Below are 21,872 nucleotides of genomic sequence, written 5' to 3'. Positions count from 1 at the left end.
GAGGTTTATAAATCTTTGAGTAGGAATTTGTCAAGGTCTTTGAGATACATCTTTCGACGGAGATATACGGCCGGCCAATTCACTTTAGCCCCTATCTCGTGGTGTAAGTCGAGGTGCATACTCCATACGCCTTTGCTTTCAAGCCTATCGACTACAGTGCCCACGCTGAGATGGTTGATACTTTCTGCGGGTTGAAAGCAGCGGCAGTCATCGTCGTTCTCATCATAGCGGGTTTCAGAAAGGAGTTTTACCTGTACCAAATCATAGAGCAAATCGCTGACGATTCGGATGGGAATACCCGTTTCCATTTTCAGTTCAAGGGCTGTATAGGGGCGTCGCCCTTCAGCAAAACGTTTACAGATGAGACTCATCAGCAGTACGCTCATCATCACGCGTGCTCGATGGCTCAGTTTGGAAGCATCGGCATTGAAAGCGAAGTCTTCGAGGTTTTGGTTGGTATAGGTGAGTTCTGCGCCCATCAAACAGATAGTCCATGAGGCCTGTACCCAAAGCATGAACAGCGGTAAGGCTGCAAAAGACCCGTAGATGGCATTATAACCCGACACCCATAGCTGAGAGTGAATATAGAAGAGTTGCAGCAGTTGCATGGCCACACCGGCCACAATCCCCGGCAAGAGCGCACTCTTAAACTTCACTTTGGTATTGGGCATGAAGACATAGAGGATGACAAAGACGGCCGACATCAGCACATAGGGCATGAGGAAAACCACGATGCGCATCACCGGTCCAAGGACAAAATAATCTCCCACCTCACCGCCAAGAGTTGCCATGACGAGCGAAAGCCCCGACGTTACAACGATGACGATAGGTACAAGAAAGAACATGGCAATGTAGTCGGTGAGTGTGCGGACGATGCTCCGCGGCTTCTTTACTTGCCAGATGTCGTTGAATGTCTGTTCGATGTTGCGTGTCAGGATGAGCACTGTCCATAACATGAACAGCAAACCGATACCAAGGAAGAGCCCGCTTTTGGTGTGTACGAGATAGGAATTAACGAAACCGATGATAGCTTCGGCAGCTTGCGGCTGGCTTGCCAATGTTTCTCGGAACCACGATTCGATGTATTTGGAATATCCGAAGCCACGTGCTATAGCGAAGACCACGGCCAGAATGGGCACGATAGCCAGCAGGGTGGAATATGTAAGCGTACCCACGGCATCCATCACCCGCTTGGCAGTGAAGTCTTGCCATAAGGCTTTAAGGATGCTGATCACTTTTTCTTTCATAAGTAATGAGATAAATAAAAATGAAAGCAGTGCCTCTGTAAGCCGGGTTCTGTCATGAGACACCGTTTCCAATGCCTCACGGCTTGTCATTTCTCTACGCTGCGAGTCACCCCGCAGCTCCAGCATTCTACCCTCCATCGGGAAGTTCGGACGGGTCGCCCTCAAACGATGGTTTACGCGAACTTGCAGCCTCCAGCCGGCACGGCCTGATGATCACCCATCAGCCGGTGGTCTCTTACACCGCCTTCTCACCCTTACTCCTTGCGGAGCGGTCGTTCTCTTCTGCCTGAGCCTACTGTCGCCAATAGCTTCTATATTAGGAAGTGGAGTACCCTATGCTGCCCGGACTTTCCTCCCGCACCGTCATGATGCCGGCGACAAGCCGAAACACTGCCTTCATGGGATGCAAAGATACGGATTATTCTCTAAAAAGAACCATGTATAGACGCGGAAAACCCCGAAACAAGTGCAAGTTTGTTTTACTGTAGAGTCAACCAACAAGTGTAAAAAATATATTCTATCGTAGAATTCGCATTTTGGTGTTTGAAAATTTAGTTTTTGTCTTAGTGGGACTTATGTATGTTTTTCTGCGGAAAAAATGCGGAGTTTCCATGAAAAAGCGTAACTTTGCAACACATAATAATATGTAGTGCGCAGTGATGAGTACCACCCATTTCATGCAGATTTTCACGCAAACGGTGAACGAGCTCTCGGAGCCGGAACAATTAGAAGGGCTTTTCCATCAACACAAAGACGGATATCCGCTGCCCTCGAGCCGTGTCTTGGGAGAAATCATAGACCTTTCACGGGCTATCATCTTTCCCGGGTATTACGGTAAATCATCGGTAAGCAGAAAGACCATGCGCTACCATATTGGCGTGAGTATAGAACGGTTGCACCGTTTGCTGGCAGACCAGATTCTGGCAGGGTTATGCTTTGCTGACACCTGCGAGGAGGAAACGTCCGGTCATCTCTCTGCTGTGGGAGACAAAGCCCAAGCGATGGCCACGCAGACGATAGCCCGTTTGCCGGAGATACGTCGCATATTGGCCACCGATGTAGAAGCGGCCTACAACGGAGACCCTGCTGCCGAGAACTTCGGAGAAATCATTTCGTGCTATCCGGTGATAAAGGCACTCATCAACTATCGGCTTGCCCACGAGCTTGATACCATGGGAGTACCTCTTATTCCGCGCATGATGACTGAGATGGCGCATAGCGAAACGGGTATCGATATCCACCCTTCGGCCGTTATCGGCCATCATTTTACCATCGATCACGGCACGGGTGTCGTCATCGGTGCTACGTGTATCATCGGCCATCACGTAAAACTCTACCAAGGAGTGACGCTCGGTGCCAAGAGTTTTCCTCTGGATGCAGCGGGTAATCCCATAAAGGGCATACCGCGCCATCCCATTCTCGAAGACAACGTAGTGGTGTATTCCAATGCTACTGTCTTAGGGCGCGTCACAATAGGAGAGGGCAGTATCGTGGGTGCCAATATATGGGTAACGGAAGATATGAAACCCAACACAAAGCGATATAAGAAAGATTGAGAAACCAATAGAATCAAACAGAAACATCATAAACATGGAATTTGAACTCATCGCCAAAACTTTTATGGGACTGGAACCCGTTTTGGCACAGGAGCTCACGCAGCTTGGAGCAAACAATGTGAAAATAGGACGGCGCATGGTGTCGTTCTCCGGCGACAACGAACTCATGTATCGTGCCAATTTTCAACTGCATACAGCCATCAGAATACTAAAGCCTATCAAGCATTTTAAAGCCCTTTCGGCCGATGATGTGTATGAAGAGGTGCAGAAAATAGATTGGGAGCAATATCTTGATGTTAAGAAAACGTTTTCCGTAGATTCGGTGGTTTACTCCGAGGAGTTTCGCAATTCGCGCTTCGTTACCTATAAGGTGAAAGACGCTATCGTAGATTGGTTTCGCGAAAAGCACGGCATTCGCCCCAATATATCGGTTTCCAATCCCGACATGCGTTTGAATATACACATTGCGGAAGATGCTTGCACTCTGTCGTTGGATTCCAGCGGCGAGTCACTTCATCGTCGCGGATACCGTCAGGAGTCAGTGGAAGCCCCGTTGAACGAAGTGTTGGCCGCCGGAATGATACTCATGACGGAGTGGAAAGCAGACACCGACTTCATCGACCCCTTATGCGGGTCGGGTACATTGCTTATCGAAGCAGCCCTCATCGCACTGAATATGAACCCGGGCGTCTTTCGGAAAGAATACGCATTCGAGAAGTGGCCGGACTTCGATCGTGATCTTTTCGACCGCATTTACAACGATGATTCGCAGGAAAGAGTGTTTCCACACCATATCTACGGTTACGATATAGATATGAAAGCCGTGAATACTGCCCGCACCAACATAAAGGCAGCAGGCCTGTCGGCCTACATCACCGTGGAGCAAGCAGACTTTAAAAACTTCGAGAGGCCGGCAGAAAAGAGTATCATGGTGACCAATCCGCCCTACGGAGAACGCATTTCTACACCCGATCTTTTAGGAACTTACCGCATGATAGGCGAGCGGTTGAAGCATGCTTTCACGGGTAATGAAGCGTGGATACTCAGCTATCGTGAGGAATGTTTCGACCAGATAGGCCTCAAACCTTCCATCAAGATACCGCTTTACAATGGTTCGCTGGAGTGCGAGTTTAGGAAATACGCCATCTTCGACGGAAAAATGAGAGACTTCCGCAGTGAGGGAGGTATCGTAAAGACAGAAGAAGAGAAAGAAAAAATGGCCGAGAAACACCGCTTTAAGAAGAATCGGGAGTTTAAGAAACGGCTTGACGAGGAGCAGGAAAATGAGGAGGGCGATATCCGCTCCTTTACTTTCCACCGCAGGAGAATCGATGCTTTCGAGGAAAAACCGTCGCGTCGCAACTTCAAAGGAAAGTTCCCGCGCGACCGCAGAGAACCAACCAACGAGAAAGGCGACCGTTTCACTCGGCGGAACGATAAGGGACGAAAGCCGTTCGGCAAGGAAACGAGAGACAGAAAAATGAAAGACTTTAAACTCAAAAATAAAAGATTCAACCATGAAGACTAATCGTGTTCGTATTTTGTTAATGGCTTTTTTAGCCAACATTGCACTGATGACAACAGCTCAAAACAAACTCTTCACACTCGAAGACCTCAATTTCGGTGGTACGAATTACCGCAACATGATTCCCGAAAACCGCTATGCTACATGGTGGGGGGATGAACTCGTGAGACAAGATGCAGACAAATGCACGCTCATCGACAAAGCATCGGGCAAAGAAAAAACGCTTTTCACGCTCGACGCATTGAACCGCTGGGCAGGAACAGATGACCAAACGAAGGTGAGAAGCCTATATTATACACTGTTTCCGTATGCGGGAAAACCGTTGGTACTTGTGGACAACGGCAAGGAACGCATGCTGATAGACTTTAAAAGCAAAAAGAGAGTATGGCGGCAGAGCAGCGCGGATGAGCAACATGCCGAGTGGAATGCTGCAAGCAGGGCTGTGGCCTTTGTGAGAAACGACAACCTCTTTGTGACCGATGCTGCGGGGAAAACCCATCAACTCACAACCGACGGCAGTCGGGAAATCGTGTATGCGCAGAGCGTACACCGCGATGAGTTCGGTATTTATAAAGGTACGTTCTGGAGCAGCGACGGTTCTAAACTCGCGTTTTACCGCATGGACCAAAGCATGGTGACTGATTATCCGCTTGTAGACATCGATACCCGCATTGCAACAGCAGCGCCTACGAAGTATCCGATGGCAGGAGAGACCACCCACAAGGTGAGCGTAGGTATTTATGATATGAAGAGCGGAAAAACCGTTTACCTGCAAACGGGAGACCCTACGGACAGGTATTTTACTAATATCTCTTGGGCACCCGATGCCAAAACCATTTATCTTATTGAGATAAACAGAGACCAAAACGTATATACGCTGGATGCCTACAGTGTAACCGACGGTCGGAAAATCGCTACCCTCTATACGGAGAAACACGAGAAGTATGTGCATCCGCTCAATCCTATTACGTTTCTGCCTTGGGACAGCAGTCGCTTTATCCTCCAAACCGAGAGAGACGGCTACAATCACCTGTATCTCTTCTCCCTCAAAGGCAATGAGGCGAAAGAGGAAAGGCAACTTACCCAAGGAGCGTGGGTTGTGCTCGATTTGCTCGGTTTCAATACTAAAACCAAGAGCGCAATTATCTTATCTACCGAAAGAAATCCCATACAGAACAATGTTTATGCAGTAAATGTCGAAACGGGGAAACGCGTTCTGCTCGACAATGGTGAGGGATGTCATCTTGCCACCAGAGGGGCGGGAGGCAGTCATGCCGCCGCTTTGAGTGCAAGTGGTGCTTATCTGTACGATGTTTACTCTTCTCCCGAAGTGCCCCGACAGATAAATATTGTGGCCACCGCTACGGGAAAAACCGTTGAATACTTTGCGGCAAAAGACCCATGGATAGGGTATCAGGTACCGCAGTTCAGCTCCGGCGTGCTGAAAGCGGCCGATGGTGTGACAGACCTTTACTATCGAATGGTGAAACCCGCAGACTTCGACCCCTCGAAAAAGTATCCTACTGTCATATATGTTTACGGTGGACCGGGTACGCGTAATGTAGAGGCACGTTGGCACTTCATGTCTCGCGGCTGGGAACCCTATATGGCACAGAAAGGTTATATCGTTTTCATACTCGATAACCGCGGCTCTTCCGACCGAGGTCGTGCCTTTGAGCAGGCTACTTTCAGGCATCTCGGTATAGAAGAGATGAAAGACCAAATGAAGGGCGTTGAGTACTTGAAGTCTCTCCCCTATGTAGATAGTACCCGTTTGGGCGTACACGGATGGAGCTTCGGCGGCTTTATGACCACAAACCTCATGACTACGTATCCCGATGTCTTTAAAGTGGGTGTGGCAGGAGGTCCTGTCGTTGATTGGAAATGGTATGAGGCCATGTATGGAGAACGGTATATGGATACGCCGCAAAGCAACCCTGAGGGTTACGCAGAAAGTTCTCTGATGCCGAAAGCCAAGAACCTGAAAGGGAAATTGCAGATAATTACCGGCATGAATGACCCCGTGGTCGTACCCCAGCATTGCCTTTCATTCCTCAAAGCCTGCATAGAGGCCGGTACGCAACCCGACTTCTTCGTGTACCCGGGTGAGCCTCACAATATGAGAGGACATCAAAGCGTACATCTGCATGAGCGTATCACACAGTATTTCGAGGACTATTTGAAATAAAGGCATCTTGTTTTATATGAGGATATTACTATTAGGAAGCGGTGGACGGGAACATGCCTTGGCTTGGAAAATCAGCCAGAGTCCCCGAACGGAATGCCTTTTCATTGCGCCGGGCAATGCCGGAACAGCGCAGTTGGGTACAAACGTAGACATCGGCGTGAATGATTTTGAACGCCTGAAAGACTTTGCCGTCGAGGAAAAGATAGACATGGTTGTCGTGGGGCCTGAAGACCCGCTGGTGAATGGCATAAAAGATTCATTCAGAAGCGATGCCCGCACGGCCGAGATAGCCGTTATTGCTCCCTCCGGAAAGGGGGCTTTGCTCGAAGGAAGCAAAGATTTCGCCAAAGCATTTATGAGCCGCCACGGTATTCCTACTGCCCAATATCGCACGTTTAACAAAGCAACGCTCTCCGAAGGGCTCAGCTTTCTCGAAACGCTGAAGCCTCCTTATGTGCTTAAAGCCGACGGCCTGTGTGCCGGAAAGGGAGTGCTCATCGTGCCAACGCTGAAAGAAGCCCAGACAGAATTGCAGCAAATGTTGGATGGAATGTTTGGCCACGCATCGGAAAATGTGGTGATCGAAGAGTTCCTCACCGGCATCGAATGTTCCGTTTTCGTGCTTACAGACGGCAAGAACTACCGTATTTTGCCCGAAGCAAAAGACTATAAACGCATCGGAGAGCATGATACGGGACTGAACACGGGAGGAATGGGCAGTATCTCGCCCGTCCCTTTCGCTACAGAAACGTGGATGCAAAAGGTGGAAGACCGCATTATCCGTCCCACGATAAACGGCCTTGCCGAGGAGGAAATCGACTACCAAGGTTTTATATTTTTCGGCCTTATCAATGTGGAGGGTAATCCCATGGTGATAGAATACAACTGTCGGATGGGTGATCCCGAAACGGAAAGCGTGATGTTGCGGCTTAAAAGTGACCTCGTAGACCTCTTTGAAGGAGTCGTTTCGGAGGACTTAGACAGGCGCGAGGTAGTTTTCGACGACCGTGCTGCCGTGTGTGTGATGCTTGTGAGCGGAGGTTATCCGCAGCAATATGCCAAGGGTTATCCCATCGAAGGACTCGATGATATAAAAGATGCCATTGTCTTCCATTCGGGAACGGCAGTAAGAGACGGCGCAATCGTTACTGCCGGTGGTCGCGTTTTGGCAGTTTGCGCCTACGGGAAAGACAAGGATGAAGCCCTGAAGACTGCTTTCAAAGAAGCTCGGAAAATACATTTCACTGATAGCTATTTCCGTTCTGATATAGGGCAAGATCTTTAAACAAACGCTCGGAAACGGGCTGTAACTCCGGTAAATGCCGGCAATGAATGACAGGAAAGAGATTACAAAACAGGATAGCCGGGAGCCGTTTGGCTCTCCCCGTTACCGTCCTCTATGCCGCTTTGGTATGGATTGTTGGCGGATTGCTGACCGATAAACTCTGGATAGAGTTCGGTCTCATGGTCGTTACGACATATATAATGGTGGAACTGAACAACAAGAACGCGCTTATCCACACCTACAGCCGTATGGTTTCCTGTTCGTTCCTCGTCTTGACAGTTGCTACGGGCATGATTTTTCACGACATTTCATGCTGCGTGCTGCAACTTTGTTGGGCAGCTTTCTATATGTTGGTCTTCACGGTTTATCAAGACAAACAGGCCGCCGGCCGTGTGTTCTACGCATTCTTGTGTATCGGTATTGGCAGCACTGCTTTCGTTCATCTCCTCTTTTTCGTACCTGTGTTGTGGCTGTTGCTGGCTTTCAATCTACAATCTTTCAGTGCGCGAACGTTCTGGGCTTCAGTGCTTGGGTTGATGATGCCCTATTGGTTTGTGGCTGCCTATTGCTTTTATCAAGACGATATGCAGCTGCTGACCGACCATTTCGCAGCTTTAGCCGTGTTCCAGCCGCTTTCTGACATTGCCGACATGCCGCTTCTGCAAGTCGTTACCTTTGCTTTCATAGCGCTGTTAGGCCTGCTCGGCACGATACATTTCTTTGTCACGCGGATACACGACAAGATACGCACCCGCATACTCTATGATTTGTTCGTCATCATAGAGTTCGCCTGCATTGCGTTCATCATTTTGCAACCCGCCCATTACAAGCAGCTGATGGCACTCCTGACAGTGAATACCGCGCCGTTGATAGCCCATTATTTGGCATTAAGCCACACACGATTGTCGAACATCATGTTTTTCGTGCTCTCGGCATCAGCCTTTCTGCTCACACTTTTCAATTTATGGACGTATTGATAGACCTTCTTACGAGCTACGGATATGCCGGCATGTTGATTTCCGCTTTCCTTGCGGGTAGCTTTCTGCCGTTTAGCAGCGAGGCGGTGATACTTGGGTTGCTGGCAGCAGGTCTGCATCCATGGACGCTCATCTTGTATGCCACGGTGGGAAATATGGCCGGTGGCATGTTCAACTATGGTGTCGGACGCATGGGAAATCTCGTATGGATAGAGAAATACTTGCGAGTGAGCCAACAAAGTCTGGCACGTGCCGAACGGTTTATGGCCGGTCATGGTGCTTGGATGGGCTTCTTTGCTTTCCTGCCCATCATCGGCAGCGCCATCACCATCATGCTCGGACTCATGCGTGCCAATGTGCTCATCTCGATGGTGAGCATGACAGCGGGTAAATTCCTAAGATATGTGCTGCTCGTCTACAGCGTGGCACAACTCTTTTAGTAACCAACAACATTACGATTACTTCGATAATACACCCGAATATGACAAAGAAAATTCTTCCCCTATTGCTTTTGCTCCTGCTGTTGGCTGCTTGCGGCGGCAACAAAAAAGGAGATAAGCGCATCATTACCGTGACCATCGAACCATTGAAATACTTCACCGAACAGATTACCGGCAAACGTTTTGAAGTGCGAACAATGGTGCCCCGCGGCAGCAATCCCGAAACCTACGAGCCCACCCCGCAACAGATGATAGCCCTCTCTCATAGCGACCTGTATATAAAGGTGGGCAACATCGGTTTTGAACGCACATGGATGAAGCGGCTCGAGAGCAATGCTCCCCATACCATTGTCATCGATTCGTCCGACGGCATCATACCCGTGAGAACGTGCGACGGCATTCCCGACCCACACGTATGGATGAGTACGGTCAATGCCGCCATCATCGCACGCAATATTTACAAAGCTGTGGTGGACATCGATGCCCGCGACAGTCTCTTTTACAAGGCCAACCTCGAGACGTTCCTCGCCCGAATAGCGGCTACCGACACACGGGTGCGCGAAATGCTGACCAAAGACAAGAGCACCGTCTTTATGATTTATCATCCCGCGCTCACGTATTTCGCCCGCGACTATTCACTCACCCAATTGCCCATCGAAGAGGAAGGACGTGAACCATCCGCAGCTCAATTGCGTGCGCTCATTGCCGAAGCACGGCTGAAGCGAGTAAAGACCATCTTTGTTCAAAAGCAATTCAGCAACAGAAACACCGCCGTCATAGCTCAAAGTACAGGAGCGGAACAGCAAGAGATAGACGTGCTGAATTACAATTGGGAGCAGGAGATGACGACGATAGCAAAGAAACTAAAGTAACTCATGAAGCCCATTATCAGCATTGCCCATGTGATGGCGGGATACGACGGAAAGACCGTTCTGCGAGACGTATCGCTCGATGTCTTTGAGCGTGATTTCCTCGGCATCATCGGGCCGAATGGCGGGGGTAAAACCACGCTCGTACGCATTCTCTTAGGATTGATGAAACCCCGCAGCGGCACGGTTTCCTATTTTCGCGACGGCAGCCCTGTCGACACGCTCACCATGGGTTATCTGCCTCAATATACTGCGATCGACCGCAAGTTCCCTATCTCCGTCTATGAGGTGGTGCTCTCCGGTCTCACCCGACAGAAGCGTTTCCTGCGTCCTTACACACAAGCCCAACACGCGCAAGTGCGCGAAACACTGCACGAGATGGAACTCGACGGTTTAGAACGCCGACCCATCGGAACCCTGAGCGGTGGGCAGCTGCAACGCGTACTCCTCTCCCGAGCCATCGTTTCGCATCCCGAAGTCGTGGTGCTCGACGAGCCGGATACCTATATCGATAAGCGTTCGCAAGACCAGATGTATCGTATGCTGACACGCATCAACAGCCGTTGCGCCATTATCATGGTAAGCCACGATGTGGGCATGGTGCTCCAGAGCGTGAAAAACGTGGCCTGTGTAAACGAGACGCTCCACTACCATCCGAGTATGGAAATAGACAGCACGTGGATAGAAAAGCATTTCGGTTGCCCCATGGAACTGCTTACGCACGGCGATATGCCGCACAGAGTACTAAAAAAACATAGTGATTGACGCCGAATGATCACTCTTATACTTTTATATGGCTGTTCGGTAAGAAGTGATGAACGTTTCTATCAACCTTTATTTATCGGTGGCGCAGGCATAGATTGATTTCTTTCGTGTTTTTTATTGCAAAAGTAACAAAATAAAATTTTCTGTTACATTTTCAATTGCAGATGTAACAGCGAAAATTTTTCTGTTATAAAATGAAGTGCGGATGTAACGGCGGAGATTCCGCCGTTATAAAATGAAGTGCAGATGTAACAGCGGAAAATCCGCCGTTATAAAATGAAGTGCAGATGTAACAGCGGAAAATCCGCTGTTATAAAATCATGTGCGGATGTAACAGCAAAAAATTCGCTGTTATAAAAATCATCTTACAACGGATGAAAAGAAAGTTAGCGGACAGCAAAAGATTACTTCGGCGCATCGGCCGGCTTCATCCTCAGGTAAAGTTGGAAAAGGGCTGGTAAGAAGATGAGGCAAGAGAAAGCGAGCGATAGATACAGTGAGAATTTGTTGTCACCGAAGAAGTCGGATAATCGGGCATCGGCCGCGTTGGGAATGAGGTTGTAGAGTATATAGGCGGCTGTGTTGTTCGTCCAATGAAACACGATGCCGGGTACGATGCTACGCGTCTTGCTGTACATCCACCCTAAGATGAGGCCGGCCAGAAAGGCGTGGGGCATCTGTGCGGGATTGCCGTGGATAATGGCGAAGAGCAGAGACGAGAGGACGATACCCGCCCAGCGATGGTTGAAAGAGGAGAGCAACGCGCGCAGAATAGCGCCTCGGAACACGATTTCCTCGGCTACGGAAGCCAGCAGTCCTACAGTTACATACCCGAAAGGATGGCGCAGCACCATATCGAACTCATTCTCATATAGATTTTTCATCCATGATTCCGGCATCTGTTCGGCAAGCCACTGCGAGGGCAGCAGTGTGCCGAGTGCGAGCAGAACACACCAAAAGACGACACTCCATGGGCGCGATTGCAGGTAGGCACGTGAGCGGTCGTACCATCGCCGCCATGTAAACAGCGCGATGGCGGACAGGCTCGAAAGGGAGGAAATCACGATGATTTGCGTGGGTGTGAGGTCGGTGGAACCATGGTTGAATAGCATCCACGCGCCACGACATCCAAGTGCAGCAACTACTTGTATGAGCACAAAGGCTACGAGATATTGAATGGCTTGTTTCATAATAGATTCTCTATGTTAGGAGGGCACGGGTGGCGGCTTCATCGCGGGTGAGTTGCGCGGCGAGGGCTGCGGGGTCGGCAAAAGTTTGTTCGTCTCTGAGCCGTTGAACGAATGCTACGGACATTTTTCTGTCGTAGATGTCAGCATGAAAGTCAAGGATGTGTACTTCGAGCGAGCGATCGAACGAACCGTAAGTAGGTCGTCGGCCGATGTTCATCATGGCGGGCATTGCGCGGTCGAAGCCCTCAACGGTGGCTTCCACGGCATAGACCCCGTCGTGGGGAATGAGCTTGCGAGCATCGAACGGGTGCAGGTTGGCGGTGGGAAAGCCTATCTTTCTGCCTTCACGAAAGCCGCCGACCACGGTTCCGGAGAGTGTGTAGGCATAACCCAAGCAGCGGTTGGACGTGATAACATCTCCCTCATTGAGCAACGAACGGATAGCGGAGGAGCTGACACGGATGTCGCCAAGCGTGAAGGCGGTACTCTCTTTCACATCGATATGCAGGCGGCGACCATACGCGAGATAGTCGGCAAAGCCCTCGGAGCGGTTGTGCCCGAAGCGGTTGTCGTAGCCGATAAAGAGGCGTTTCACGCAGAGTTTGTCGCGCAACACGGTGCGCATGAAGTCGAACGCCGAGCGAGCTGCCATCTCGGGCGTAAAGGCGAGCACGGCGCAAGTATCTGCTTCGGTGTGGGTCATCAACTCTAATTTCTCGTCGAGCGAGGAGAGCAGGCGCGGTTGGTAATCGCTGTGCAGCACTTCCCTTGGGTGTCGGTCGAAGGTAACCACCATTGCGTCCATCTTCTCTGCGTGTGCCTGTCGTGCCAACTCGTCGATGAGGAAGCGATGGCCGGTGTGTACGCCGTCGAAGAAGCCTATCGTAGCCATGGCAGGTCGCGTCTGGGGTGGCATCTGTTCGTTGAAGTGGATGATTTTCATTTGAGTTCGTCTTTCAGCAGGTCGAGCCACTCGTCGCCGTGCGATACATGCAAGGTGTGGATGCCGATGCTTCGGGCTGCGGCACAGTTGGCTTCCGAATCGTCGATGAAAAGTGTTTCGCCGGCTTCCATATCGGCTTCATGGAGCATTTGCTCGAAGATGGCGCGGTCGGGTTTCGTCTTGTGCATCTCAAAAGAAAGGAAGATGTGGTCGAAATAATCGCTTACGTTCATGCCACGGTAAGGAAAGAAGTCGTCCACGGCCTGCTTCCAATGGATGATATTGGTGTTGCTGAGCACGGCCAATCGGTAGTGGTGGCGCAAATGCAGAAGTGCTTGGATGCGGCGCACGGGAATTCCCACGAGCAAAGCGCACCATGCGTCGCAGAGTTGCTGGTCGGTAGCCGTGATGTGGGCTTTCCGCCGCGCCTCGTTGCAGAATTCTTCAGGCGTGGTATGTCCCAATTCGAGTTCGCGGAAGAGGTCTTCCTGTCGGCATTCGTTCACGTATTGCGCCAAGGCGTGGGCTCCCAAGCGGTCGAAAGCTTCGAGACAACGCGCTTTGTCGAGGTCTACGAGCACGCAACCGAAGTCGAACACGATGTTGCGGACAGTTTTATCAAGCATGGCGAAGTCTTTTTATCCAGCGATAGAGTTCGCCAATCCACAGTACGGCGGATGTGGATGCGATGATGATGACCCATTCGGAAAGCGACAAAGGCACGGTGCGGAACATCTCGCCGCCAAAGGTTACGATGATCCATTGTCCCGCTAAAATGAAGAAAAGGACAAGGAGTAGGCCGCGATTCCACCAGAAATGATGAAAAGCGGAATGGGTGGAACCAAGTGTTTTAGCGTTGAGCAGGTTCCAAAATTGCAGCATCACGAAGGTCGTGAAGAAGAGGGTGAGCTGGTGAACCTTTGTGTCGGCGACTGCATTTTGGCAACATGCGAGCATTGAGAACAACACCGCAGCGAAGCAAAGGCCGATACCGATGATACTGTTGAGCATCGGTCGGGTGATGATGAACTCGTCTTTATTGCGCGGTTTCTCTATCATCACCTCGCGAGAGGGTGGCAATGAGGCCAAGGCCATGGCTGCAAACGTGTCCATAATTAAGTTTACCCACAGTATCTGGGTCACGGTGAGGGGCATCTCCGTGCCGATGAATGAGCCGGCCAGCACTAACAGAAGTGCCGATACGTTGACGATGAGTTGGAAGACGAGGAACCGTTGGATATTCTTATACAGCGATCTGCCCCACAACACGGCGTTTTCGATGCTGCGGAAGGAGTCGTCGAGCAAGGTCATGTCTGAAGCATCTTTCGCTACGCTCGTGCCTGTTCCGAGCGATAAGCCCACATGGGCGTGGTGCAAAGCCGGTGCATCGTTCGTTCCATCGCCTGTTACGGCCACCACCTCACCATGCTTTTGCAGCATTTCCACTAAGCGTTGTTTGTCGGTAGGACGTGCACGGGACATTACGCGGATAATTTTCACGCGGTCGAAGGCCTCCTTGTCGCTCAAGGCTGCAAAGTCGCTACCCGTAATCTGCGCCTCATCGGGAGTTGTTTCGTCCCAGATGCCGATGCGTCGGGCAATCTCTATTGCCGTGGCCGACGTGTCGCCTGTCACCATTTTGATTTCTATGCCTGCATCGGTGCACTGCTTCACAGCCCCCGGCACATCTTCGCGTACAGGGTCTTCGATGGCAGCTACAGCCTGAAGCGTGAGCCCTTGCATGATGGAGAGAATATTGTCGGTTGATACGGGTGCACTATCCAATGGTTTATAAGCAAAGGCCAATGTGCGCATTGCTTTGTTTTGGAAACTCCGCAGCTGTGTTGTTACGTCGGTTTGCTCTGCGTCTGTCAGCCGGCAATATGTCGTCACGATTTCCGGAGCACCTTTTACAAAGAGATAAGGCTTACCGCCAACGTCTGCCACCGTAGCCATGAACTTGTTTTGTGTGGAGAATGGCAATCTGTCGAGTATGTTGCTTTCGGCGCGAAGCCGTTCCGTGTCGTGCCCTTCGCACTGCATCCACAGCAAAAGCGCTACTTCCGTAGGATTTCCGATGCCGTGTGTTGCGTCGTTGCCGTCGATATGCGCTGTGGTATTCATTGCGATAGCACGTGAGAGCAGTTCGTCGTTGTCCTCGTAACGGAGCATTTCATGCACCTGCATACGGTTCTGCGTCAGTGTACCTGTCTTGTCTGTGCAGATAACGGTCACAGCTCCCATCGTCTCGCAGGCGTGAAGTTTACGCACCAGATTGTTGCTCTTGAGCATACGTCGCATGTTCAGCGCAAGGCTCAACGTCACCGCCATAGGCAATCCCTCGGGTACCGCCATGACAATAAGCGTAACAGACATCATGAAATACCTGAGCACCGTTTCTGCCATGCGCAAGTAGTTGTCTCCCTGCCACAACGGATTGGTCAGCACATCGTGTGCAAGGAAGCCCACGAATACTACTACGGCTACGCTGACACCGATTTTACTGATGAGTTTGGCCAATCTGTCGAGCTGCCTGTTGAGCGGTGTCTGCGTGCCGGTTGCTTCTGTCGAATGCCGCGCCACCTGGCCTATCTCCGTCGCATTGCCCACCGCTGTGACGCGGAATGTGCCGCTACCGTTCATCACCATCGTAGACCTGAGCACCGTATCTTCGGGATAGGCCGCCTCGTGTGCCACGTGTTGAGGGTCGGCGTGCTTCGTAATGATAGGTTCGCCCGTAAGCGAAGATTCGTCTATCTGTAGGTCTGTAGAGAGTAAGAGTTCACCATCGGCGGGAATCTCATCGCCCACCTCAACGATGACTACATCACCTACGCCCACCTCATGTCTCGGTATTTCGCACATCACGCCGTTGCGTCTCACCTTCACCGGCTCCTCTTCGCCCAATGCCGTCAGTACATTGAACTTGCGGGCAGCATCGCGTTCGAAATAAAAGCCAATGGATGTGGCGAGGATGATGGCAAGGAAAATGCCGATGGTTTCGGCATATTGTCCTTCGATAAAAGCAAAGATGAGCGATACGAAAGCCGCTACCAATAGGATGCGAATAATGGGGTCGCGAAACTTTTCTATATATAACCGCCATAGCGATGTGTGCGGCGGAGGTGTCAGAAGGTTTTCACCGTGTTGTATCCTACTCTCTTTCACCTGCGTTTCGGTCAGCCCGTCGAGTTGTATTTCAGGTGCTCTCGTTTCAGTACTCATGCTGTTTTTGTTTTGGGTGCAAAGGTAGCGAAAAGGGTAAGGAAAACGGGGCAATCAATATTATTTAACTAATAGGGTGCAGCTGCTTGCAGCGTTCTTGTTAAGAAGTGTCGGGAATGCGGATGGGAGAGGGCGAAAGCGGTGTCGGATGAGAACTGCATGTAGCCAATAATGTTATACACGTTTGTATAATTTGTTATACAAGTCAAGATGATTTCTAAAACGTATCTAATTGAGAAAGAAGAAGTTACCTCGCTGTAAAAACTAAACAGGTAACGATTTGGAAACGAGCGAAGTACTTTCTATCGCATATTTCTACATCAACAAAGAACGCTTGTTATTCTATTTGCAAAGATAATCATTTGCTTTGAATAACAAGCGTTTTTGATAAGATTTTCACTCTTTTGCGTCATCTGTTGTTTGGAAAGATTGAAAAATGAGGAGAATGGTTATATTCCTCTTCCTCGTTTCTTCTTTTTCTTGGCTTGGTTTCTGAGTTTTCGTTGCCATACCGTCTCAGCATAATCATCGCCATGTGTCTGTGGATTGATAAGTCCACCTGCTCCCGAAATCATTTCTTCGGCTGCATTCAAGGCTGTGCTTGCTACATTTCCTACGGCTTGTGCAATAGATGAACTTTCGTTTGTTTTTGTAGGCGGTATGTATGAACGACTGGGAGGAACAAGTTGATAGGCTGTATCCGGTTGGGGTTTGCTCTTTTCCTGCTCGTGCGCCATTATTTGAGCTTTTGTCATTATCTCCTTTGTTTCGGCTTTATTGCCTGCTTCAAAGTTCTTTTGCAAAGAGTGGTATCCGAACTCTCTGCCGATTTCGGAAGCTTTGAACGTATGTTCCCCGTATGAGAACTTCAAACCATATACTTTGCCCTGCTTGTTCTTCATGCGCTCTATGGCGATGTCGTTCTTATTTAGGTCGTAAAGAAACATTGAATGCCCTGTGATGCCTGTTCCTTTATACTTTTCAAGCAAGGTGTAGCAAATCTTTTGTACCTGCTGCTTCGTTTGCTCTCTCGTAGGATTGGATTTTGCTTTCTGATACATCCTTTCAGCCTTTACTTCCTTTGCAATGGTCAAGCCTTTCGAGCGACTTATTTCCTCCGCCACTCTTGCTGCCCTGTTGCTTACAAAAGTGGTGTCATAGACCTCCCCATACAGGCTGATGCGGTTGGCAATGATATGGATATGCCTGTTATCGGTGTCCTTGTGCGTTACTGCTACCCATTGGTGGTTGTTAAGTCCCATTTGTTTGGCAAACAGATGGGCTATCCGCATGAGTTCAGATACGGGTAGTTTCTTCTCATCCTGAGGTGCTATACCGATTTCAATGCGGAGGAACTTGTTTCTGCAACGACTGTTATAATCGCTGACCACTTTCATTTCCTCATAGATTGCTTTCGGTTCTCTGCTGCAAAGATTGTGGAAGGCAAGCCGATTACCGAGCTTTCCCTCTCTGAAAATATAATCCAAAGCCGTGCTGCCATGCGCTATCGCCTTACATTTTCCTATCATCTCTCGACATATTTAAGACCTTATATATTTCGTCGTCCACACGAAAATGCGGGTCGTAAAATCGCTTAAATGCTTCTTTGGCACATAGCGAAAGGTTCTGTGTAATATGTACCCATCTCTCATCCTTGACTTTAATAAGGTTGGAAATCTGCCCATAGAACCTGCCCGTATGCTGGAGAATGGCAATGGCTTCTCTCTCATTGTCCGTCATCTTAGGAATGGCAACCACTTCGCCATTAAGGAGTATTTCACGGCAGTAGTCTGAGAACTTCCGTCTTGTGCTTTCCGCCTTTGACTTGATGCGCTGCTTTTCCTCTAAGGTGCATCTTACCTTGATGAACTCTGTCTTGTTCATCTTCTGCTCTTCCTTATTCTGTTGCTGCCACTTGGCTGGCTTTCTATTATATCTGTCCATATAAGTTTCTTTGAAAGTTAATCATTGTAGATGATTTGTTATTGCTTAATTTCTGAACACTGACCGATGAGAACGAAGTGATTACGGCCTAATCTCCCCGGTAACAGAATGAGGGGAGCAAGCGCTGTTTGTGGGTACAAACTGACGTCTTGCAATGTCAGCTAACGAAACGTTTACGCATAAAGCGTTTTGTCGTCCAAAAATGAATGCTATGCATTCAGAAGATTAACTGCGTTCGTGGCATTCCCACCGTTCAATGTGTTCAGTAAAAATCGATGCCATTTCAATTTCGGTAACTGTCGAATTTTACATTTTATTTGTCTGTTTAAAATAAAATAATTACCTTTGCCGGCGTGAGTTGTAAAGACGAGCGAATATCAAGTTAAGGATTAGCAAGAGTGAAACAGCCGACAATATATAATAATGGTGTAAGCACAATGCAAGGAAATACGAGTTTCTTTGCATCTTTTAGTGCTTTATATTTGGCTGATTCAAATAATTTGCTAACACACACAAGAGCGAGATATAATTAATGTTCGCGCCTACGCGCGCGTAATATATACAAAATATAACGAAAACAATAGCCTGCAAAGGTATTCTGCGGAATATCCTTGCAGGTTTTTTCGTTTCCTTTGCCCCGTGGCGAAAGAAAAGATACTGACAAATTTATTACCAAATTAGGATAATTATGAACAGACAATTCAAAGAAAAGAAAGTTGCCGACGTGCTCGCGCAATCTCTAAAAGGCAAACTGCCTTACATCGCTCCGCAATGCGAGGTAATACCTATTGGACAGGTAAGTTTCGTTTGTACGTCTATTCCTTTCAACAAAGACGACATGTCGGGAGGAGGACCGGACGATTATGACGAAGACGAAGAGAAAGATGGAGGAACAAGCGATATTAACATCGGTTTTTAACTCATAAAAAGAAATCAGTATGAAAAAACAAATCACATTTGCAGCAATGCTATTTGCAGCAACCCTATGGGCTGGTTGCAGCAACGACATACCGGGCGAAATAGAAAAAGAAGAAAACGCCACAAGTCTCAATGCCAGGTCGTTGAAATTCAACTTTGTCGAAGTGCCTTTCGGGGCAGACGTAGAAAAAACGCGTGCAGCACAATTACCCAAAGAAGAAGTGGTAGACCTCGGTAACGGGTTTGAAGCCCAAATCAGCGTTGAGCCTGACCCCGCACCCACTGCCACGCGTGCCTCTAAACCCATTCCTGATGGCACTTACACCATCATTGCCTACAAAGGCACCCAGCGGTTAAGCCAACAGATAACTTTTAAGGTTACAGGCGGCGTAACCACCATTACGAGTCCCAAAGCCAAATACAGCTGGGTGTCGAATGCCACTTACACCTTTATATGTTATAATGAAAAGGTATCCGATAGCGGCGACAAGCTCACTACTATTCTTTTCCCAACAGGTGCGGCAGAGGGTTTGATTGGAAGAAAAACCATCACCATTAATGGTGCCGACCAAACGCTCACCTTTGAAATGAAGCATGCCGACTTTCGCGTGCGCACCAAGCTCATAACGTTACAAGAATATGCAACGTCTGTTACAGGCGTAAGCTTAGGGGACTACCTGAAAAATCGAAATGTGAGCTATGATATTCTTACCGGTGAATCAGTCTTTGCTGATCCGGCACCTACGCCTACAATCGAGCAAACATATACCAGTAGTGGAACCATCCATAATAACAGATTAAGCGACGATCTCTATACTGTAACCGCCAAAGAATACGACCACTATTTACCCGTCAAAGGGCAAACTACGAGGTTCTCTTGTGGCGGTACACTTTATGGCAAACCCGTATCGTTTTCACAAACCCTCAACATAGGCACTAAAAACGGCTTTGTGGCAAATGGTTCATACACAGTTTGTATCAAACTGATGCCCCGCTACCTCTACCTTTACGAAGACGGGCAGACGGGCTATTTAAGCGATGCCGGGCGTAAAGACCATGTGCCCATCGCTCTTGTGTACGATGTGGCGGGCAGAAAAGCCATCGCCTTGTGGAATGCCTATTATGCCTCGCCATGGTATGGGCAGACCGATTGGCAAAGACAGCATAACGATGTAGGGTATAACAATGAGAATGATGCTATTGCCCCCTCAGCCGATCAAGGCAGGCATTGGACGTGGGATGCCAGCGGCAGTAAAGATGGCGACGGCAAAGCCTATAACCCAACCAAATATCCCGCATTCGCTCATGCCGGTAAGTTTTATACGAGCAACGAATTAACGCGCATGCTAACACCTAAGGGAAAAACATTAACCCCCAACCTCAACAGAGACGGCGTATGGTATTTACCAAGTATGTACGATTGGCACCAAGTGTATGTAAAATTAGGGCTTGGTAATGAGAGCCAAGCCTTTGGGGTGTGGAAAGGCAGCTTGATAAATTATGCCTTCGCGGCTGCGGATGGCGGCTCGATAGCACGTAATGGCACAAACTATTGGGCAAGTACCGAAAACACCAATAATGGCAGTGCCTATATTGTGTATGGCATTCGTGCAAGTCTGACACGGACCGGTGGCGGCAAAAACTGGAAAACCCAAGGCGTTAGTCAAGCTCCCACAGTACGTGCAGTCGTAGCCTATTAACATAGAATTTGCCTATCCCGTTTTAAACAATAATAAAACCCACATACGTATGTATACAAATTTCTTCCCGTATATAAATTTATTTCTTTGCGGGAGAAAATAATTTTCTTTACGGGAAGAAATTTCTGCGCAAGCGGAAAGAAATAAACTTGCAACCGTATGCTGTTTTTTCATGAGCAAATAAAATATGCCGACTGCCGTACACCGTCAGCTCAAAGACAGCAGAAAAACGTTTATCAACTAAAAAATAAAGAAAGGAAAAGCGTATGAAAGTAAAATTGGTGAAGCGGAAAAATCCGCAAGACAAAACAAAGTCGAAGTTTTATGCCAATGCCGTAAACGCGGGTCGCAAGACGTTGCGCGATGTGGCAAGAGATATTGCCGGGCGTTCGTCGCTCACGCGGGGCGATATTGAGAATGTGCTCTCTAATTTCGTAGACCGCCTGCCGGCGTATTTGATGGACGGGTTCAGCATTCAGCTGGGCGAGTTCGGAACGGTGCGCCTCTCCCTCTCGTCGAAAGGCTCGGACACCGAAAAAGCTTTTAACACCGAAGGTATCAAACCCCGCATCGTCTTTACGCCGGGCGTGGAGCTGAAACACCAACTCAAAGAAACCTCCTACGAGGTAACGAAAGTCCCCAAAAAGCCGTAAGATGGGCGTTATGCTTGTTGTTTCGGGCGAGGGCAGAATCCTTCGAAACCGTTTTCGGGGTATTGCTGCCGAGCAACGCAAGGCGGGCGGGATATACAAGTAGCCTGTTATCGGTTTTCGAAACAATTGGAATACCTGTATAAGCGTTAGAACTTTTTAAATGTCGGGAAAATGCCCCTAAAAGAGAAAAACAAGCTTCGCAACCTGAAAAGATGGTCTTTTGCGTGTAAGGAGACGGTCTCCTTATCGTAAAAAGACCGTCTCTTTACGATAAAAAGATGGTCTTTTTATAACGCTTTTCCAACACCCTGAAAACCAACAGCTTGCCAAGTAGCTTTTTCGCTGCCTTTTCTGCCCAGAAAACGGGTTGTGGCGACATCGCACGGTTGCTATCTGTAAACAGTAATTAACAACAAACGCCATGTTAGCGTTATATTATCTTAATTC

18 protein-coding genes and 1 other RNA gene are annotated in these 21,872 nt (G+C 48.9%); 11 read left to right on the top strand and 8 right to left on the bottom strand.

The features are described 5' to 3' along the window. Nucleotides 1-5: 5 nt before the first annotated feature. Together HMPREF0658_RS05560 and rnpB are read right to left on the bottom strand one after the other, a co-directional pair. On the bottom strand, nucleotides 6-1,247 hold the full coding sequence (locus HMPREF0658_RS05560) for a YihY/virulence factor BrkB family protein (RefSeq protein WP_081439466.1): 1,242 nt from the start codon (nucleotides 1,245-1,247) through the stop codon (nucleotides 6-8). A 22-nt stretch (nucleotides 1,248-1,269) separates the two neighbouring features. Further along, nucleotides 1,270-1,641: RNase P RNA component class A (rnpB, locus tag HMPREF0658_RS10725), an RNA gene on the bottom strand. A gap of 283 nt (nucleotides 1,642-1,924) precedes the next feature. Between rnpB and HMPREF0658_RS05555 the strand changes: the two genes are divergently transcribed. The 8 genes from HMPREF0658_RS05555 to HMPREF0658_RS05520 are packed head-to-tail and all read left to right on the top strand — an operon-like array spanning nucleotide 1,925 to nucleotide 10,852. Beyond that, nucleotides 1,925-2,803 carry a serine O-acetyltransferase gene (locus HMPREF0658_RS05555; RefSeq protein WP_244860907.1) on the top strand — a complete coding sequence of 293 codons (879 nt, stop codon included), beginning with the start codon at nucleotides 1,925-1,927 and terminating at the stop codon, nucleotides 2,801-2,803. A gap of 28 nt (nucleotides 2,804-2,831) precedes the next feature. Further along, entirely contained in the window at nucleotides 2,832-4,331 is a 1,500-nt protein-coding gene (locus HMPREF0658_RS05550; RefSeq protein WP_139047728.1) for a THUMP domain-containing class I SAM-dependent RNA methyltransferase, read from the top strand. Then, nucleotides 4,321-6,516, top strand: coding sequence for a S9 family peptidase (locus HMPREF0658_RS05545; RefSeq protein WP_006949245.1), 2,196 nt, complete (start codon nucleotides 4,321-4,323; stop codon nucleotides 6,514-6,516). The genes HMPREF0658_RS05550 and HMPREF0658_RS05545 overlap by 11 nt, the downstream gene beginning before the upstream one ends. A 16-nt stretch (nucleotides 6,517-6,532) precedes the next feature. Beyond that, nucleotides 6,533-7,801 (top strand): phosphoribosylamine--glycine ligase, encoded by a 1,269-nt coding sequence (purD, locus tag HMPREF0658_RS05540; RefSeq protein WP_024990850.1) that lies wholly within the window; start codon nucleotides 6,533-6,535, stop codon nucleotides 7,799-7,801. A 47-nt stretch (nucleotides 7,802-7,848) separates the two neighbouring features. After that, nucleotides 7,849-8,778 carry a hypothetical protein gene (locus HMPREF0658_RS05535; protein ID WP_006949243.1) on the top strand — a complete coding sequence of 310 codons (930 nt, stop codon included), beginning with the start codon at nucleotides 7,849-7,851 and terminating at the stop codon, nucleotides 8,776-8,778. Then, nucleotides 8,766-9,218 (top strand): YqaA family protein, encoded by a 453-nt coding sequence (locus tag HMPREF0658_RS11855; protein ID WP_006949242.1) that lies wholly within the window; start codon nucleotides 8,766-8,768, stop codon nucleotides 9,216-9,218. The genes HMPREF0658_RS05535 and HMPREF0658_RS11855 overlap by 13 nt, the downstream gene beginning before the upstream one ends. 41 nt (nucleotides 9,219-9,259) lie before the next feature. Next, the gene (locus HMPREF0658_RS11850) at nucleotides 9,260-10,090 is read left to right on the top strand and encodes a metal ABC transporter solute-binding protein, Zn/Mn family (protein ID WP_006949241.1); all 831 of its coding nucleotides are present in this window, start codon (nucleotides 9,260-9,262) and stop codon (nucleotides 10,088-10,090) included. A gap of 3 nt (nucleotides 10,091-10,093) precedes the next feature. Continuing rightward, nucleotides 10,094-10,852 carry a metal ABC transporter ATP-binding protein gene (locus HMPREF0658_RS05520; RefSeq protein WP_006949240.1) on the top strand — a complete coding sequence of 253 codons (759 nt, stop codon included), beginning with the start codon at nucleotides 10,094-10,096 and terminating at the stop codon, nucleotides 10,850-10,852. 404 nt (nucleotides 10,853-11,256) lie between these two features. Here HMPREF0658_RS05520 and HMPREF0658_RS05515 read toward each other — a convergent pair whose 3' ends face one another. The 6 genes from HMPREF0658_RS05515 to HMPREF0658_RS05490 all read right to left on the bottom strand — a co-directional run bounded on the left by HMPREF0658_RS05515 (nucleotide 11,257) and on the right by HMPREF0658_RS05490 (nucleotide 18,154). Beyond that, nucleotides 11,257-12,042 (bottom strand): CPBP family intramembrane glutamic endopeptidase, encoded by a 786-nt coding sequence (locus HMPREF0658_RS05515; protein WP_006949239.1) that lies wholly within the window; start codon nucleotides 12,040-12,042, stop codon nucleotides 11,257-11,259. Nucleotides 12,043-12,052: 10 nt separating this feature from the next. Next, entirely contained in the window at nucleotides 12,053-12,985 is a 933-nt protein-coding gene (ribF, locus tag HMPREF0658_RS05510) for a riboflavin biosynthesis protein RibF (RefSeq protein ID WP_006949238.1), read from the bottom strand. Continuing rightward, entirely contained in the window at nucleotides 12,982-13,611 is a 630-nt protein-coding gene (locus tag HMPREF0658_RS05505; protein ID WP_006949237.1) for an HAD family hydrolase, read from the bottom strand. Before HMPREF0658_RS05505 ends, ribF begins: the two co-directional genes overlap by 4 nt. After that, entirely contained in the window at nucleotides 13,604-16,210 is a 2,607-nt protein-coding gene (locus tag HMPREF0658_RS05500) for a calcium-translocating P-type ATPase, PMCA-type (protein WP_006949236.1), read from the bottom strand. Before HMPREF0658_RS05500 ends, HMPREF0658_RS05505 begins: the two co-directional genes overlap by 8 nt. Nucleotides 16,211-16,659: 449 nt before the next feature. Next, on the bottom strand, nucleotides 16,660-17,739 hold the full coding sequence (locus tag HMPREF0658_RS05495) for a relaxase/mobilization nuclease domain-containing protein (RefSeq protein ID WP_006949235.1): 1,080 nt from the start codon (nucleotides 17,737-17,739) through the stop codon (nucleotides 16,660-16,662). Continuing rightward, nucleotides 17,723-18,154 (bottom strand): plasmid mobilization protein, encoded by a 432-nt coding sequence (locus tag HMPREF0658_RS05490; protein ID WP_006949234.1) that lies wholly within the window; start codon nucleotides 18,152-18,154, stop codon nucleotides 17,723-17,725. Before HMPREF0658_RS05490 ends, HMPREF0658_RS05495 begins: the two co-directional genes overlap by 17 nt. A 688-nt stretch (nucleotides 18,155-18,842) precedes the next feature. Here HMPREF0658_RS05490 and HMPREF0658_RS05485 point away from each other — a divergent pair. The 3 genes from HMPREF0658_RS05485 (at nucleotide 18,843) to HMPREF0658_RS05475 (ending at nucleotide 21,425) form a co-directional block, all read left to right on the top strand. After that, nucleotides 18,843-19,073: a hypothetical protein gene (locus HMPREF0658_RS05485; protein ID WP_006949232.1), complete on the top strand. Its 231-nt coding sequence runs from the start codon at nucleotides 18,843-18,845 to the stop codon at nucleotides 19,071-19,073. Nucleotides 19,074-19,092: 19 nt separating this feature from the next. Beyond that, nucleotides 19,093-20,772: a hypothetical protein gene (locus tag HMPREF0658_RS05480; protein WP_006949231.1), complete on the top strand. Its 1,680-nt coding sequence runs from the start codon at nucleotides 19,093-19,095 to the stop codon at nucleotides 20,770-20,772. Nucleotides 20,773-21,038: 266 nt separating this feature from the next. Then, complete coding sequence (locus tag HMPREF0658_RS05475; protein ID WP_006949230.1) at nucleotides 21,039-21,425, top strand: HU family DNA-binding protein; 387 nt, start codon at nucleotides 21,039-21,041, stop codon at nucleotides 21,423-21,425. The last annotated feature ends 447 nt before the right edge of the window (nucleotides 21,426-21,872 follow it).

It is taken from the genome of Hoylesella marshii DSM 16973 = JCM 13450 (assembly GCF_000146675.1).
GTDB classification, from domain to species: Bacteria; Bacteroidota; Bacteroidia; order Bacteroidales; family Bacteroidaceae; genus Prevotella; species Prevotella marshii.
Note: the sequence above shows the minus strand (reverse complement) of the source record. Positions and strands in the feature narration are given on the sequence as shown.